This window comes from Streptomyces xingningensis, from assembly GCF_054957865.1.
This window is the reverse complement of sequence record NZ_JBDJPF010000007.1, coordinates 75,421-90,353: the sequence shown is the minus strand read 5'-3', so window position 1 is coordinate 90,353 and position 14,933 is coordinate 75,421. Positions and strand designations below refer to the sequence as shown.

The following is a 14,933-nucleotide window of genomic DNA, read 5'->3' as shown; positions in this document are numbered from 1 at the left end:
CGTGCTGCTACCGCATCAGCCCCTGCAGGAAGCCGCCGTACCGTCTCCGCGGATTTCCCCGCGGGATCAGGCCGGCCCCTGGCATTCGGAGGCGGTGTGCCGCCGGGATGAAGCCGGGCTCTTCTTCGCACCATCGAAGGAACCGACGGCCGCTCGGCTGTCCCGCGAGGAGGCCGCCAAGCGGGTCTGCGCGCGTTGCCCCGTGATGGTCGAGTGCCGCGAGCACGCCCTGCTCCAGCCGGAGCCGTACGGGGTGTGGGGCGGGCTGACCGCCGCCGAGCGCCGGGTGGTGCTGGCGCGCCGCAGGCGGCGCGAGGCGGAGCTGCAGCGCGCCACGCGGGTCGCCGCCGCGGGTTGAGACCGACGGGTGCATCCATGGGCCGGGCCCCGCCAACTTCCCGGCGGGGCCCGGCCCATGGATGTGTGCGTCAGCTGGGGCGCTCGAAGTCGATGGTGCTGTAGGCGCGCAGCTTGGACAGCCGGTGCGTGGAGTCGATCTGCCGGATGGTGCCGGACTTGGAGCGCATCACCAGTGACTGGGTGGTCGCGGTCTCCGCGCGGTAGCGCACGCCGCGCAGCAGCTCGCCGTCGGTGATGCCGGTGGCGACGAAGAACACGTTCTCGCCGCTGACCAGGTCGTTGGTGAACAGCACCCGGTCCAGGTCGTGGCCCGCGTCCAGCGCCCGCTGCCGCTCCTCGTCGTCCCGGGGCCACAGCTTGGTCTGGATGGTGCCGCCCAGGCACTTGATGGCGCAGGCCGTGATGATGCCCTCGGGCGTGCCGCCGACGCCGAGCAGCAGGTCCACGCCGGTGCCCTCGCGGACGGCCATGATTGCGCCGGCCACGTCGCCGTCGGAGATGAACTTGATGCGGGCGCCCGCCTCGCGGATCTCCTTGACGATGCCCTCGTGGCGGGGGCGGTCCAGGACGACGACCGTCACATCCTCACAGGAGGAACGCTTCGCCTTTGCGACGCGGCGAACGTTGACGCCCACCGGTGCGTCGATGTCCACGAAGTCGGCGGCCTCGGGGCCGGTGACCAGCTTGTCCATGTAGAAGACGGCGGACGGGTCGAACATGCTGCCGCGATCGGCGACGGCCATCACCGAGACGGCGTTGGCCATGCCCTTGGCGGTCAGTGTGGTGCCGTCCACCGGGTCCACGGCGACGTCGCACTCGGGGCCCGTTCCGTCGCCCACCCGCTCGCCGTTGTAGAGCATGGGCGCGTTGTCCTTCTCGCCCTCGCCGATGACCACGACGCCATTCATCGAAACGGTGTGGATCAGCGCGCGCATGGCCTTGACGGCCGCGCCGTCGGCGCCGTTCTTGTCACCGCGGCCCACCCAGCGGCCCGAGGCCATGGCGCCCGCCTCGGTGACGCGGACCAGTTCGAGGGCGAGGTTGCGGTCGGGCGCCTCCGGGCTGACTTCGAGCTGGGACGGCAGGTGATGATCGGTCATCGGGGCGCAACCTTTCTGGACGGCTGTTGGCCGTGTGGTCTCCCTTCCGCTGCGGGTCGGGAGGGTGAGGGTACTCATGACTTTATCCGCTGATTGCGAGAATGAGCAGGGGCCCCTACGCATGAGCAGCGTCAAGGCCCGATGCCGTCCGGGGCGCGCCGGGGACCCACCGGCGTCGATGGCGGCCGGGGCATGAGGGACGATGGGTGGCGTGGCAGGCAGGAACGGTAAGAAGCAGACGGTCCGGAACATGGTGCTGTCGTTGGCGGTGGTGATCCCCGTGGCGGGCAGCGCCTACTACTTCATCCCGCACGGCAACAGCGGGGTGAACCCGGTCAAGACGGTCGGCTACCAAGTGGAGTTGGCCTCGGCCCGGCGGGCGGCCCCGTATCCGGTGGCGGCGCCCGAGGGGCTGGGCGAAGGCTGGCGAGCGACCTCGGTCTCGTACCGGGTGACCGAGAAGCAGGGCAAGGTGTGGCACCTGGGCTTCCTCGACCCGGACACCCAGTACGCCGCCGTGGAGCAGAGCGACGGCCCGGCGGGTGACTTCATCGACGACTCCAGTCAGCACGCGGAGAAGGCCGGCGGCACCCAGCGGGTGGGCGATGTCGTCTGGCAGCGCTATGAGGGGCCCACGTACAACGCCCTGGTGCGCCAGGAGCGCGGAGTGACCACAGTGGTCGCCGGGACGGCGTCGCATGAGCGGCTGACCCAGCTGGCCGCCGCGCTCAAGGCCGAGAAGGCGAAGGCCCCCGCCCCCGGCCGCTGAGCGCGGCAGAGGGTCAGATGACCGTGATGACCCGGTCGTGGGGCAGCCGCGGGGAGCGGGGACGGAAGGCGTCCTCGCCCGGCCTGCCGATGTTGATGACCATCAGCGGGGTGTGGTTGTCGTCCAGGAATTCCTTCTGGATGCCCGTGGCGTCGAAGCCGTTCATCGGGCCGGCGGCCAGGCCCGCGGCGCGGATGCCGAGGATGAAGTAGGCGGCCTGGAGGGCGCCGTTGAGCTGCGCGGACCGCTCGCGGACCGGACGCTCGGCGAAGACGACGTCCTTGGCCTGCGGGAACTGCGGGAAGAGGACCGGCAGTTCCTGGTGGAACTCGTTGTCGGTGGCGATGATCGCGGTCAGCGGTGCCTTGCCGGTCCGCTCCTTGTTGCCGTCGGACATGTGGGAGACCAGGCGCTCACGGGCCTCGGCGGAGCGGACCAGGATGATGCGCATGGGCGACTGGTTGTAAGCGGTGGGGGCGAGCTTGATCAGGTCGTATACCGCCTGGATCTGCTCGTCGGAGACGGGCTCCTCGGCGAAGGTATAGGCCGTGTGGGCCTCACCGAAGAGCAGGTCCAGGGCGGCGGAATCAAGGGCGAAAGTCACGGGGGGACCCTTCTCGGGGCTTGGGGGAGGGCACGGATCAAGGGGATCCGGCCGGGCCACCCTAAAACCCAAATGTATTAACTTTCAAGTAAATCTGGGTCCGGTGAGACCCTCCTCACTCCGCCTCCGGGGTCTCGGCGCCGTCCTCCTCCGGCTCGGCCAGGGCCGCGTCCAGCCGGGCCCGGGCCCCCTCGAGCCAGTGGCGGCAGACCCTCGCCAGCGCCTCGCCCCGCTCCCACAGGGCCAGCGAGTCCTCCAGCGTCTGGCCGCCCGTCTCCAGCTGGCGCACCACCTCGATCAGTTCGTCCCGCGCCTGCTCATAGCCGAGCGCACTGAGCTCGGTGTCATCGGTTGTCGCACCCTTATTCGCCATGCGGACAGCCTAGGACCGCGCCGTACGGACCGGCAGCACCGCGAACTCGCCCTCCGCCACCCGGGCCCGCAGCTCTTCGCCGGCCGCCACCTCGTCGGGCGTGCGCACCACCGAACCGTCGGCGTGCTGGAGCACGGCATAGCCGCGCCGCAGCGTCGCCGCCGGGGACAGCGCCACCACGCGGGCATGGGTGTGGGCCAGCTCGGAGTCGGCCCGGTCCAGCAGGTGCCCGAGCGTGCGTCGGCCCCGGCCGACGAGCGCGGCGACCTGCTCCTCCCGCTCCTCGACCATGCGGTGCGGGCGCTGTATGGCCGGGCGGGCCAGCGCGGCCGCGAGCCCGCGCTCCTCGCGGTCCAGCAGCGCGGTGATGCAGCGCAGGGCGCGGTCGCCCAGGTGACGTATGCGTGTCAGCTCCTCGCCCACATCCGGCACCACTCGCTTCGCCGCGTCCGTCGGCGTCGAGGCGCGCAGATCGGCGACCAGGTCGAGCAACGGGCTGTCCGGCTCATGCCCGATCGCCGACACCACCGGCGTGCCGGCGGCGGCCACGGCCCGGATCAGCCGCTCGTCGGAGAACGGCAGCAGATCCTCCACACTGCCGCCGCCCCGCGCCACGATGATCACATCCACCCCGGCCAGCGCATCCAGCTCCTGGACCGCCTCGATCACCCGCGGCACCGCGTGCACCCCCTGCACGGGGACATTGCGCACCTCGAAGCGGACGGCGGGCCAGCGGTGCCGGGCGTTCTCCAGCACATCGCGCTCGGCGGCGGAGGCGCGCCCGCAGACCAGCCCGATCAGCTGGGGGAGGAACGGCAGCGGCCGCTTGCGCCCGTCGGCGAACAGCCCTTCCGCGGCAAGGGACTTCTTCAACTGCTCCAGCCGCGCCAGCAGCTCGCCGACGCCCACCGGCCGGATCTCGGCCGCGCGCAGCGACAGCGAACCGCGCGGCGCGTACCACTCGGGCTTGGCGTGCACGACCACCCGCGCGCCCTCCGCGACCACATCCGCGACCTGGTCGAAGACGGCGCGATAGCAGGTGACCGAGAGCGAGACGTCCTGTGAGGGGTCGCGCAGCGTCAGGAACACCACGCCCGCGCCGGGCCGCCGGGACAGCTGGGTGATCTGCCCCTCGACCCATACCGCGCCCAGCCGGTCGATCCAGCCCCCGATCAGCCGGGACACCTGGCCGACCGGGATCGGTGCCTCGGGAGACGTATTGACAGCCATGGAGCGAGCGTAGCGGCGGCCTCCGACAATCCCGGCGGCACCGCCGGGGCGCTCGCTCCACGGCTGTCCATACGTCTCCCGGCTCCCGTCCGCCCGCTGTCGGTGCGGGCCCGTACGATGGACCGCATGACTGCCTCGCCGCCCCGCAAGGTCCTGCTCGCCGCCCCCCGTGGCTACTGCGCGGGCGTGGACCGCGCCGTGATCGCCGTCGAGAAGGCCCTGGAGCAGTACGGCGCGCCCGTCTATGTGCGCCATGAGATCGTCCACAACAAATACGTGGTCAAGACCCTGGAGAAGAAGGGCGCGATCTTCGTCGACGAGACGGCGGAGGTACCCGAGGGCAATATCGTCATCTTCTCGGCGCACGGCGTCGCCCCGGTCGTCCACCAGGAGGCCCAGCGCGGCCGCCTCGCCACCATCGACGCGACCTGCCCGCTGGTCACCAAGGTCCACAAGGAGGCCGTCCGCTTCGCCCGCGAGGATTACGACATCCTCCTCATCGGCCACGAGGGCCACGAAGAGGTCGTCGGCACCAGCGGCGAGGCCCCCGAGCACATCCAGCTCGTCGACGGCCCCGCCGATGTGGCCAATGTCGAGGTCCGCGACCCGGACAAGGTCGTCTGGCTCTCCCAGACCACCCTCTCGGTCGACGAGACCATGGAGACGGTCGACGCCCTCAAGGGCCGCTTCCCCAATCTCCTTTCCCCGCCCAGCGACGACATCTGCTACGCCACCCAGAACCGGCAGACCGCCGTCAAGCAGATGGGCGCCGAGGCCGAGCTGGTCATCGTCGTCGGCTCCAGGAACTCCTCCAACTCCGTCCGCCTGGTCGAGGTGGCGCTGGGCGCCGGCGCCCGCGACGCCCACCTGGTCGACTACGCCGAGGAGATCGACGAGGCCTGGCTCGAGGGTGTGAGCACGGTCGGTGTCACCTCCGGCGCCTCGGTGCCGGAGATCCTCGTCCAGGGCGTCCTGGAGTGGCTCGCCGGGCGCGGCTTCGAGGATGTGCAGGTGGTCACGGCCGCCGAGGAGTCCATCACCTTCTCCCTCCCCAAGGAGCTGCGCCGCGACCTGCGGGCCGAGGCGGCCGCCGCCGTTTCCGGTTCCCCGGCCGCCGCCGAGGGGTGACGGCCGCCGTCCGCCCGTAGCGTGGAGCGCATGGACGTATTCGGCGTGGACATCGGCGGATCGGGCATCAAGGGGGCACCGGTCGATCTGGGGCGCGGTGAGGTGGCGGCAGAACGCTTCAAGGTCCTCACCCCGCAGCCGTCGACCCCGGACGCGGTCGCCGGCTGTGTCCAGGAGGTCGCCGGTCACTTCGGCTGGTCGGGCCCGATCGGGGTCACCTTCCCGGGCGTGGTGGTCGACGGCACGGTCCGTACGGCCGCCAATGTCGACAAGGGCTGGGTGGGCCGGGACGCCGCGCGGCTGCTGGGCAGTCGGCTCGGCGCGCCGGTGACGCTGCTCAATGACGCGGACGCCGCCGGGCTCGCCGAGATGGCCTATGGCGCCGGGCGCGGCCGGATGGGCACGGTCATCGTGCTGACCTTTGGTACGGGCATCGGCAGCGCGGTCTTCACCGGCGGCAAGCTCGTTCCCAACACCGAGCTGGGCCATCTGGAACTGAACGGTCACGACGCGGAGAAGCGCGCCTCCACCCGGGCCAAGGAGGAGGGCGATCTGAGCTGGCACCGCTGGTCCCGCCGGGTGCAGCGGTACCTGGCGCATGTGGAGTACCTGTTCTCGCCCGAGCTGTTCGTCATCGGCGGCGGCGTCAGCCGCAAGGCGGACAAGTTCCTGCCGCTGATCGAGGACATCAACGCCGAGGTCGTGCCCGCTCAGCTGGAGAACAACGCGGGGATCGTGGGGGCCGCGATGGCCGCGTCCGTGCCGACTTCCGCCGTCTGAGCCACACCATCCGGCGGACCAGGGCGATCAGCGCGGCCAGCAGCGTGCCCGCGTACAGCCACCCGGCCTGCAGGGACAGAAAGCCGACCAGCGCCATCAGCCGGCCGCCGAAACCTTCCGCCCCGTCGTCGACGGGCACCGCTCCCACAGCGAAGGCGATGGGCACGCTCACCGGCGCGGTGACCAGCTCGGCCGGGCGCACCCACAGGGCGCAGGCCACCGAGGCGAGCAGGAAGAAGACCCCATAGACCCCGGGTGAGCCACCCAGGAGCGCCGAGTTCAGCCACCCGACCGCGAGCATCGCCGCCGTGGTGAGCAGACCGCTGCCGAGTCCGGTCAGCCGGGCCGCGGGCAGCCGCCGCAGCGCGCGCAGCAGCGGCGGTGGGGTGCGCCCCGACCCCGCCCGGTAGACCGTCCCGCCCGAGTCCTGCCCCACGGGGACGGCCGGGCGGGGCACCGGGGACGTACGGCGGATTCTGTGCTGAGTGATACGTGTGCTGCGTTGCTCCACCCGACCAAATTAGGCGGACAAGTGGGAAGAATCCGGCGTTGGACACGCGGGTTGCGCCACCTTGGGGGCATCCCGTACGCGCTGGGGGCATGGGGGAGCCCCGTAGACTGGACGACCGGCCCGGCCTTGGGCCACGGATCCCCAACAGGAAGTCGTCACGTGTCGCTCACGATCGGAATCGTCGGTCTGCCCAACGTCGGCAAGTCGACGCTGTTCAACGCCCTGACCAAGAACGACGTGCTGGCGGCCAACTACCCGTTCGCCACCATCGAGCCCAATGTCGGTGTGGTGGGCGTCCCCGACGCCCGGCTGACCAGGCTCGCGGAGATCTTCGGTTCGCAGAAGATCCTTCCGGCCACGGTGGACTTCGTCGACATCGCGGGCATTGTGCGCGGCGCCTCCGAGGGCGAGGGCCTGGGCAACAAGTTCCTCGCCAACATCCGTGAGTCCGATGCGATCTGCCAGGTCATCCGCGCCTTCAAGGACGAGAACGTCGTCCATGTCGACGGCAAGGTCTCGCCCAAGAACGACATCGAGACCATCAACACCGAGCTGATCCTCGCCGATCTGCAGACCATCGAGAAGGTCCTGCCGCGGCTGGTGAAGGAATCCCGTATCCAGAAGGACAAGACGGCCAAGGTCAAGGCCGTCGAGGAGGCCAAGGCGATCCTGGAGGAGGGCAACACCCTCTTCTCGGCCGGCATCGTGCAGGGCACCGAGAAGGCCGAGCCGCTGCACGACCTGCACCTGCTCACCACCAAGCCCTTCCTCTACGTCTTCAACGTGGACGAGGAGGAGCTGTCCGACGAGGCGTTCAAGAACGAGCAGCGTGCCCTGGTCGCCCCCGCCGAGGCGATCTTCCTCAACGCCAAGCTGGAGGCCGACCTCGCCGAGCTGGACGACGAGGAGGCCCTCGAACTCCTCCAGTCCGTCGGCCAGGAGGAGCCCGGCCTGGCCACCCTGGCCCGGGTCGGCTTCGACACTCTGGGCCTGCAGACCTATCTGACGGCCGGTCCCAAGGAGTCCCGGGCCTGGACCATCAAGAAGGGCGCCACGGCCCCCGAGGCGGCCGGCGTGATCCACACCGACTTCCAGAAGGGCTTTATCAAGGCCGAGGTCATCTCCTTCGCCGACCTGGTCGCCACGGGCTCGGTGGCCGAGGCCCGCGCGGCCGGCAAGGCGCGCATGGAGGGCAAGGACTATGTGATGGCCGACGGGGACGTGGTGGAGTTCCGGTTCAATGTTTAGCGGATGACGTATCACCACGTCACTGATTTGGCAAACATGCAGGTCAGGTGGGGTCCGACTCTTCAGGGTCGGGCCCTTAGTTTTTTCCCGTGCTGGGATGGTGCTGGGATAGCTGACCCCTCGTCACCTGTCGTCATCCCTGGTCATCCGTACCGTGCTGGGATTGTGCTGGGACGTGGATGCGGTGCCGGTGCTGGGTTCTGCTCTGGTGTGAGTGGCCGAACCGTGGGACGGCGACTGCTGGCTCTGGCAAAGTGATCGGCACTGCTAGACGATTCTCGTGAGGAACTTGTGAGCGCGCTCGGTAGCTTCATCTGGTCTATCGCTGACCAACTTCGGGGCCCCTATCGCCCCAACCAGTACGGGACAGTGGTTCTCCCGTTCACGATCCTGCGGCGACTTGACTGCATCCTTGAGCCCGATCAGGCGACGGTGCGAGAGCTAGCAGCGAAGTTCGAGAATCCGAACCGGCTCAAGGTCGAGGTCAAGAAGGCCACAGGGCGGACCTTCTACAACACCTCCAACTACTCGTTCGCGAACCTGCTAGCCGACGCGGACGGGCTGGCGGACAATCTTGCCGACTACATCGACCGGTTCTCCAGCGATGTGGACGTGTTCGAGTACTTCGACTTCAAGAAGGAGATCCTGGCTCTGGAGAAGGCCGGGCTCCTACGCGAGATCGTCAAGTCCTTCGGCAAGGTCGACCTCCACCCTGATGTGGTGTCGAACTCCGACATGGGCGACGCCTTCGAATACATCATCCGCAAGTTCAACGAGGCAGCGAACGAGACCTCCGGCGACCACTACACGCCGCGCGATGCGATCCGGCTGCTGGTCGACCTGCTCTTCGCGGAGAAGGACGTCGACCTCACCGAGGGCGGCATCATCCGAACGCTGTACGACCCCACCGCTGGCACCGGCGGCATGCTTTCCCTGGCAGAGGAGCACCTGCTCGCAGGGAACCCCAACGCGAAGCTGGGCCTGTACGGCCAGGAGTACAACCCGCAGTCGTACGCCATCTGCAAGTCCGACCTGCTTGCCAAGGGCCACGACGCGACCAACATCGCCTTCGGTAACACGCTCACCGACGACGCCTTCAAGGGCCGCCAGTTCGACTACTGCATGTCCAACCCGCCCTACGGTGTGGACTGGAAGCAGTACGCCAAGGCGGTCAAGGAGGAGCGCGACTCCGCTGGCCCCTACGGCCGCTTCGCGCCGGGCCTCCCCGCGACATCCGACGGGCAGATGCTCTTCCTGCTCCATCTGGCCCACAAGATGCGCGCGCCCGAGGATGGTGGCGGCCGCGTCGGCATCGTCATGAACGGCTCTCCGCTTTTCAACGGCGCTGCTGAATCCGGCCCTTCCAACATCCGCCGGTGGCTGCTGGAGAACGACCTTGTCGAGGCGATCGTCGCCCTGCCGACCAACATGTTCTTCAACACCGGCATCGCCACCTACATCTGGATCCTGGACAACACCAAGCACCCCGACCGCCAGGGCAAGGTGCAACTGATCGACGGCACGCCGTTCTGGACCAAGATGCGCAAGAACCTCGGTGCCAAGGGACGCGAGATCAGCGACGCCGACCGCGCCAAGGTCGTGCGGCTGTACGACGACTTCGAGGACGCCGATCCTGAGCTCTCCAAGGTGCTGCGCAACGACGAGTTCGGCTACTGGACGGTCACCGTCGAGCGCCCCCTGCTGGATGAAAGCGGGAGGCCTGTCGTCAACCGCAAGGGTGACCCGAAGCCCGATTCGAAGAAGCGTGACACCGAGAACGTGCCCTTCACTTATGGCGATTCGACCGCCGGCGCGGCAGCGGAGCGCGAAGTTATCCAGGCGTACTTCGATGCGGAGGTGAAGCCGCACGTTCCCGACGCCTGGATCGACTGGGCCAAGACCAAGACGGGGTACGAGATCCCCGTCACGCGGCACTTCTACAAGTACGTTCCGCCTCGCCCCCTCGCGGAGATCGACGCCGACCTAGAGAAGCAGGTCGCCAAGATCCTCGATCTGCTGCGGGAGGTCGAGAAGTGAGTACGAGTGGCATGCCCGAGAAGTGGACGACGGTGCGTCTCGGATGGCTCTTCCAGCCGATTTCCGATCGTGGTCACGAGGACGCTATGGTCCTCAGCGTATACCGTGACCACGGCGTGATCCCGAAGGATAGTCGTACCGACAACTTCAATCGCACACCCGAGAATCTGAGCAACTATCAACTCGTGCGACCTGGCGACCTGGTAGTGAACCGAATGAAGGCTTGGCAAGGCTCGCTCGGAATCTCTGAATACGAGGGCATCGTCAGCCCTGACTACGAGGTGCTTCGGCCGATTGCTCCCGGACTTGACGGCCGCTTCGTCCATAGCCTGCTCCGCTCGCGTGGCCTGATCGACCAATACGCCCTTCGTTCCACGGGGATCCGACCCTCCCAATGGCGCCTGTACTGGAACGAGATGAAGACGATTGAGGTCTCCCTGCCTTCGCCGGGCGAGCAGCGAGCCTTCGCCGACTACCTCGACCACGAGACGGCCCGCATTGACACCCTCATCGAAGAGCAGCAGCAGCTGATTAAGATGCTCCGCGATCGCCGTGCGGCCGCGATCTCGCATGCCGTGCTAGACGCGACATCTACGCGGACTCAACTCCGCAGAGTCGTCGACGTCATCGATTGTGCCCATGTGACCGCCGAGTTCGTCGACGACGATCACCGCTATCCGGTGGCGAGCATCCGAGAGTGTCAGGGAGCCACGGTAGATCTCTCGGAATGCAACTACACGACAGCAGAGTTCTTCGATCACCTCCGGGCTTCGGGGCGGGCGCCCCACCCGGGCGATTTGCTCTTCATTCGAAACGTCTCCGTTGGATTGGTTTCAGTTGTGACTCCGGACCTGCCTGCGTTCGCGGTTGGGCAGGAGACTGTCCTCCTGCGTCGAAGCACGGACATGGATTCATCGTTCTTGCGCTACGCGCTGATCGGGTCCGAGGTCAAACATGCGATTGAGAGCGCCATGATCGGGAGTACGTTCCGACGAATCAACGTGTCTGCCATTCGCGCCCTCCCTGTGCCGATCCCTTCGCTTGATGAACAGCGGCGAATTGCTGTTCTACTGGACGAGCAAACCGCGAAGATCGACACGCTCATCGAGGAAACCGAGCGGTTCATCGAGCTCTCCAGAGAGCGACGGTCGGCGTTGATCACAGCGGCCGTGACCGGGCAGGTCGACGTACGGAAGGCAGCTTGATGGCTGACCATAACGAGGCGGTCTTCGAGAAGGAGATCTGTGAGTATCTTGAGGCCCGCGGCTGGCTGTACTCGGTGAACGACCACGACGGCGGCGAGTACGACCGCGAGCGGGCGCTGTTCCCGGCGGATCTGTTTGCGTGGCTGGAGGCGACGCAGAAGCTGGCCTACGAGAAGGCACTGAAGGCGGCGGGGTCGCAGGCGAAGTTCCTTGACGTGCTGACCGCGGCGTTGGACAAGCCGCTAGAGCACGGCGGCGGGACGCTGAACATCCTGCGCAACGGGGTTCAGTACATCGGTGGCGGTCGGTTGAAGATGGCGCAATTCCGCCCCGAAACCTCTCTCAACGCGACCACCGTGTCGCACTACGAGTCGATGCGGGTGCGGGTGGTGCGACAGGTGCACTTCTCGACTGCCGACCAGCGCACCATCGACCTGGTGTTCTTCGTCAACGGGCTCCCTGTGGCCACGGTGGAGCTGAAGACCGACTTCACCCAGTCGCTGGATGAGGCGATCAACCAGTACAAACACGACCGCAACCCACTGACGAACGGGCGCCCTGAGCCGCTGCTGTCGTTCGGTCACCGGGCGCTGGTGCACTTCGCGGTCTCCAACGGCCTAGCGGCCATGACCACGAAGCTGGAGGGGGACAAGACCCACTTCCTTCCGTTCAACATCGGCTTCGACAGTGGTGCCGGCAACCCGCCTGGCGCGGACGGCGGGTCGGCGACGGCGTACCTATGGGAACGCGTCTGGGAGAAGCACGCTTGGCTGAACGTCATCGGGCGGCTGATGATCGTGCAGACCAAGGAGGAGTGGGACGTCACCACCGGCGCCTCGGTGCGGCGTACGAGCATGCTCTTCCCGCGCTTCCACCAGTGGGAAGCCGTCACGAGCATCGTCGCCGCAGTGAAGGAGGAGGGTGTCGGGCACCGGTACTTGATCGAGCACTCGGCCGGGTCAGGAAAGACGAACACCATCGCCTGGACCGCCCACGGGCTGGCCCGACTGCATGATGCCGACGACAAGAAGGTCTTCGACTCCGTCATCGTGGTCGTGGACCGTACCGTGCTCGACTCCCAGCTGCAGGATGCGATCCGGCAGATCGACGGGAACAAGAAGATTGTCGCGACGATCAGCCCTGAGGACGTCCGCAAGGCCGGCGCGAAGTCGAAGTCGGGTCTGCTGGCGCAGGCGCTGAAGAACGGCGAGCTCATCATCGCTGTGACGGTGCAGACCTTCCCGCATGCGCTGGAAGAGATCCGGACCGACGCCGGCCTGAAAGGCAAGCGATTCGCCGTGATCGCTGATGAGGCGCACTCCTCCCAGTCGGGGCAGATCTCCTCGAAGCTGAAGCAGGTACTGACGGCCGAGGAGCTCAAGGAGATCGAGGAGGGCGGCGAGGTCGATGTGGAGTCGGTGCTGGCATCGGAGATGGCCGAGCGTGCCGAGTCGGAGAACATCTCCTACTTCGCCTTCACCGCGACGCCGAAGAACAAGACCCTCGAACTGTTCGGCCGCAAGGGGCCCGACGGGAAGCCGCGCGAGTTCCACCTGTACTCGATGAAGCAGGCGATCGAGGAGGGCTACATCCTCGACGTGCTCAAGGGCTATCAGTCCTACGACACCGCGCTGAAGATCGCCGGCAGGGCCGAGAGCGGTGATGGGGGAGAGGTCGAGGAGGCCGCCGCCCGCAAGGGGCTGATGAGGTGGGTTCAGCTCCACCCGACGAACGTCAGCCAGAAGGTGCAGATCGTCGTCGAGCACTTCCACGCCAACGTCGCCTACCTCCTCGAAGGCAAGGCGAAGGCGATGGTGGTGACCGACTCGCGCAAGTCCGCGGTGAAGTACAAGCTGGCGATAGATGCCTACATCGCCAAGCGCCGCGCCGAAGACGCCTCATACAACTACCGCACTTTGGTCGCCTTTTCGGGCGGGGTGACGATGCCCGAGGACGAGACCTGGCACAGCGACTGGGGTCCGCAACCGTCGAAGGACGACGAGTTCACCGAAGCCAACATGAACCCCGGTGCCGGGGCTGATCTGGCAGCCGCCTTCAAGGGTGACACGTACAAGATCATGCTGGTCGCCAACAAGTTCCAGACCGGCTTCGACCAGCCCTTGCTCTCGGCGATGTACGTCGACAAGAAGCTGTCGGGGGTCACCGCAGTGCAGACGCTCTCGCGTCTCAACCGTACCCACCGGACCGCTGGTGGGGAGCAGAAGCGTAAGACGTTCGTCATCGACTTCGCCAACAAGCCCGAGGACATCAAGACGGCCTTCGAGCCGTACTTCAAGAACGCGACTCTGGAGACCGAGACCGACCCGTATGTCGTCGTCCATCTGGCCAACAAGCTTGCCCAGACCGGGATCTACACCGAGGACGACGTCCGCAAGGTCGCCGAATTGTGGGTGACACGGAAGGGCAACAACGCTCTCTCGGCGGCGATCAGCCCGGCGCAGCACGACTTCCGGCGCCGCTACGCGCGGGCGATCGAGGAGGAAGACCAGGTAAAGCTTCAGGAGCTCGACCTGTTCCGAAAGGATGTCTCCACCTACGTACGGCTCTACGACTTCATGTCACAGATCGTCGACTACGGCGATCCCTACATGGAGATGCTCTCGATCTTCCTGCGCCTGCTGGAGAAGGTGATTGCCGAGTCCGCTTGGGCGGCCGACGTAGACCTCTCCGACGTGGTGTTGGTCGGGGTCAAGCACAACAAGGCGATCCCGGTCAACATCTCACTCGTGGGCGACGGGCAGCTGAAGGGCATCAGCGCCGCCGGTACGGGAGCGAAGAAGGATCCGAAGTACGTCGCACTTCAGGTCGTCATAGACAAGATGAACGACCTCTTCGGCGCCGAAACGTTCGCTGCTTCCCAGATCAGGGAGTTCGTACAGGGCCTCTTGCAACTGCTGCTCGCCGACCCGAACCTGGTCCAGCAAACCAAGGTGAACTCTAAGAAGCAGTTCCTGGAATCGCAGGACTTCCAAGCCGCCGTCACGGAGGCAGTCGCAGAAAACCAAGACGCCCACAACACGATGGCCGACTACTTCTTCACCGACGGGCCAGCGATCAACTCGATCATCGTTGCCCTCGCGGATGCCTTCTACGAAGCAGCGGTCGCCTCCCATGCAGTCGTCCCCTATGCAGTCGCCGGCAGCGTGGTTGATATTGACGTGGCACCTCCGGCGCTTTCGGCACCGCCACGCTGCCGCGCGCATCTGACGCTCTTGGACGACAACCCCACTGTGGGGACTCCAGTACACGTGACACTGAAGCTGATTGCTGAGCCCCAGCATCCATGGGCCCGCCCGGGGGAGCGGCCCCCGCTGGACATCGTGGCAGTGCCGTTGAGCAGCGCGGAGGTTGCACCCGCCACGATGATGTACCACCCCGAAGACGCCGAATCCGAGCAGTTCCGCTTCACGGCCCTGGAGCCCGGCACACACCGGATCCGGTTCACCCTGGTACATCACGACACAGGCACCGTCTTGCAGCAGGTGGAGTCCGACCTGTCCTTCACGGAGACGAAGCCCAGTAGGTCGGGGAATAGACAGCTGCGGCCACGCACGGGGAGGGCCTGAC

At 66.9% G+C, this 14,933-nt stretch carries 13 protein-coding genes; 8 read left to right on the top strand and 5 right to left on the bottom strand.

Going from position 1 to position 14,933, the window contains the following annotated elements:
• The first annotated feature begins 1 nt into the window (after position 1).
• A complete protein-coding gene (locus tag ABCR83_RS06075; RefSeq protein WP_462693754.1) occupies positions 2 to 358 on the top strand; it encodes a WhiB family transcriptional regulator in 357 nt (118 codons plus the stop codon).
• A gap of 70 nt (positions 359 to 428) precedes the next feature.
• On the opposite strand, the gene glpX is transcribed toward ABCR83_RS06075, so the two are convergent.
• The gene (gene glpX / locus ABCR83_RS06070; protein ID WP_462693753.1) at positions 429 to 1,460 is read right to left on the bottom strand and encodes a class II fructose-bisphosphatase; all 1,032 of its coding nucleotides are present in this window, start codon (positions 1,458 to 1,460) and stop codon (positions 429 to 431) included.
• 202 nt (positions 1,461 to 1,662) lie between these two features.
• On the opposite strand from glpX, the gene ABCR83_RS06065 reads away from it, so the two are divergent.
• Positions 1,663 to 2,229 (top strand): DUF4245 domain-containing protein, encoded by a 567-nt coding sequence (locus ABCR83_RS06065; protein ID WP_462693752.1) that lies wholly within the window; start codon positions 1,663 to 1,665, stop codon positions 2,227 to 2,229.
• A 13-nt stretch (positions 2,230 to 2,242) separates the two neighbouring features.
• Here ABCR83_RS06065 and ABCR83_RS06060 read toward each other — a convergent pair whose 3' ends face one another.
• From ABCR83_RS06060 to xseA, 3 genes are all read right to left on the bottom strand, one after another.
• Positions 2,243 to 2,833 carry a malonic semialdehyde reductase gene (locus ABCR83_RS06060; protein WP_462693751.1) on the bottom strand — a complete coding sequence of 197 codons (591 nt, stop codon included), beginning with the start codon at positions 2,831 to 2,833 and terminating at the stop codon, positions 2,243 to 2,245.
• A gap of 115 nt (positions 2,834 to 2,948) precedes the next feature.
• Positions 2,949 to 3,206, bottom strand: a complete 258-nt coding sequence (locus tag ABCR83_RS06055; protein WP_462693750.1) for an exodeoxyribonuclease VII small subunit — start codon at positions 3,204 to 3,206, stop codon at positions 2,949 to 2,951.
• Between the two features lie 9 nt (positions 3,207 to 3,215).
• Entirely contained in the window at positions 3,216 to 4,436 is a 1,221-nt protein-coding gene (gene xseA / locus ABCR83_RS06050; RefSeq protein WP_462693749.1) for an exodeoxyribonuclease VII large subunit, read from the bottom strand.
• A gap of 117 nt (positions 4,437 to 4,553) precedes the next feature.
• On the opposite strand from xseA, the gene ABCR83_RS06045 reads away from it, so the two are divergent.
• Both ABCR83_RS06045 and ppgK read left to right on the top strand, forming a co-directional pair.
• Complete coding sequence (locus ABCR83_RS06045) at positions 4,554 to 5,564, top strand: 4-hydroxy-3-methylbut-2-enyl diphosphate reductase (protein WP_462693748.1); 1,011 nt, start codon at positions 4,554 to 4,556, stop codon at positions 5,562 to 5,564.
• A gap of 30 nt (positions 5,565 to 5,594) precedes the next feature.
• Complete coding sequence (gene ppgK / locus ABCR83_RS06040; RefSeq protein WP_462693747.1) at positions 5,595 to 6,344, top strand: polyphosphate--glucose phosphotransferase; 750 nt, start codon at positions 5,595 to 5,597, stop codon at positions 6,342 to 6,344.
• Here the strand turns inward: ppgK and ABCR83_RS06035 are convergent.
• The gene (locus ABCR83_RS06035; RefSeq protein WP_462693746.1) at positions 6,253 to 6,855 is read right to left on the bottom strand and encodes a DUF6542 domain-containing protein; all 603 of its coding nucleotides are present in this window, start codon (positions 6,853 to 6,855) and stop codon (positions 6,253 to 6,255) included. The genes ppgK and ABCR83_RS06035 overlap by 92 nt on opposite strands.
• 159 nt (positions 6,856 to 7,014) lie before the next feature.
• Between ABCR83_RS06035 and ychF the strand changes: the two genes are divergently transcribed.
• The 4 genes from ychF (at position 7,015) to ABCR83_RS06015 (ending at position 14,932) form a co-directional block, all read left to right on the top strand.
• Positions 7,015 to 8,103 carry a redox-regulated ATPase YchF gene (ychF, locus tag ABCR83_RS06030; RefSeq protein ID WP_462693745.1) on the top strand — a complete coding sequence of 363 codons (1,089 nt, stop codon included), beginning with the start codon at positions 7,015 to 7,017 and terminating at the stop codon, positions 8,101 to 8,103.
• Between the two features lie 291 nt (positions 8,104 to 8,394).
• The gene (locus ABCR83_RS06025) at positions 8,395 to 10,140 is read left to right on the top strand and encodes an N-6 DNA methylase (RefSeq protein WP_462693744.1); all 1,746 of its coding nucleotides are present in this window, start codon (positions 8,395 to 8,397) and stop codon (positions 10,138 to 10,140) included.
• Positions 10,141 to 10,151: 11 nt separating this feature from the next.
• A complete protein-coding gene (locus tag ABCR83_RS06020; protein ID WP_462693743.1) occupies positions 10,152 to 11,345 on the top strand; it encodes a restriction endonuclease subunit S in 1,194 nt (397 codons plus the stop codon).
• Positions 11,345 to 14,932 (top strand): type I restriction endonuclease subunit R, encoded by a 3,588-nt coding sequence (locus ABCR83_RS06015; protein WP_462693742.1) that lies wholly within the window; start codon positions 11,345 to 11,347, stop codon positions 14,930 to 14,932. Before ABCR83_RS06020 ends, ABCR83_RS06015 begins: the two co-directional genes overlap by 1 nt.
• Position 14,933 lies beyond the last annotated feature (1 nt).

Bases quoted from the DNA above. Each gene is read 5' to 3' on its own strand.
- glpX (WP_462693753.1), bottom strand. From the start codon at position 1,460: ATGACCGATCATCACCTGCCGTCCCAGCTCGAAGTCAGCCCGGAGGCG.
- ABCR83_RS06065 (WP_462693752.1), top strand. From the start codon at position 1,663: ATGGGTGGCGTGGCAGGCAGGAACGGTAAGAAGCAGACGGTCCGGAAC.
- ABCR83_RS06055 (WP_462693750.1), bottom strand. From the start codon at position 3,206: ATGGCGAATAAGGGTGCGACAACCGATGACACCGAGCTCAGTGCGCTC.
- xseA (WP_462693749.1), bottom strand. From the start codon at position 4,436: ATGGCTGTCAATACGTCTCCCGAGGCACCGATCCCGGTCGGCCAGGTG.
- ABCR83_RS06045 (WP_462693748.1), top strand. From the start codon at position 4,554: ATGGACCGCATGACTGCCTCGCCGCCCCGCAAGGTCCTGCTCGCCGCC.
- ppgK (WP_462693747.1), top strand. From the start codon at position 5,595: ATGGACGTATTCGGCGTGGACATCGGCGGATCGGGCATCAAGGGGGCA.
- ABCR83_RS06020 (WP_462693743.1), top strand. From the start codon at position 10,152: ATGCCCGAGAAGTGGACGACGGTGCGTCTCGGATGGCTCTTCCAGCCG.
- ABCR83_RS06015 (WP_462693742.1), top strand. From the start codon at position 11,345: ATGGCTGACCATAACGAGGCGGTCTTCGAGAAGGAGATCTGTGAGTAT.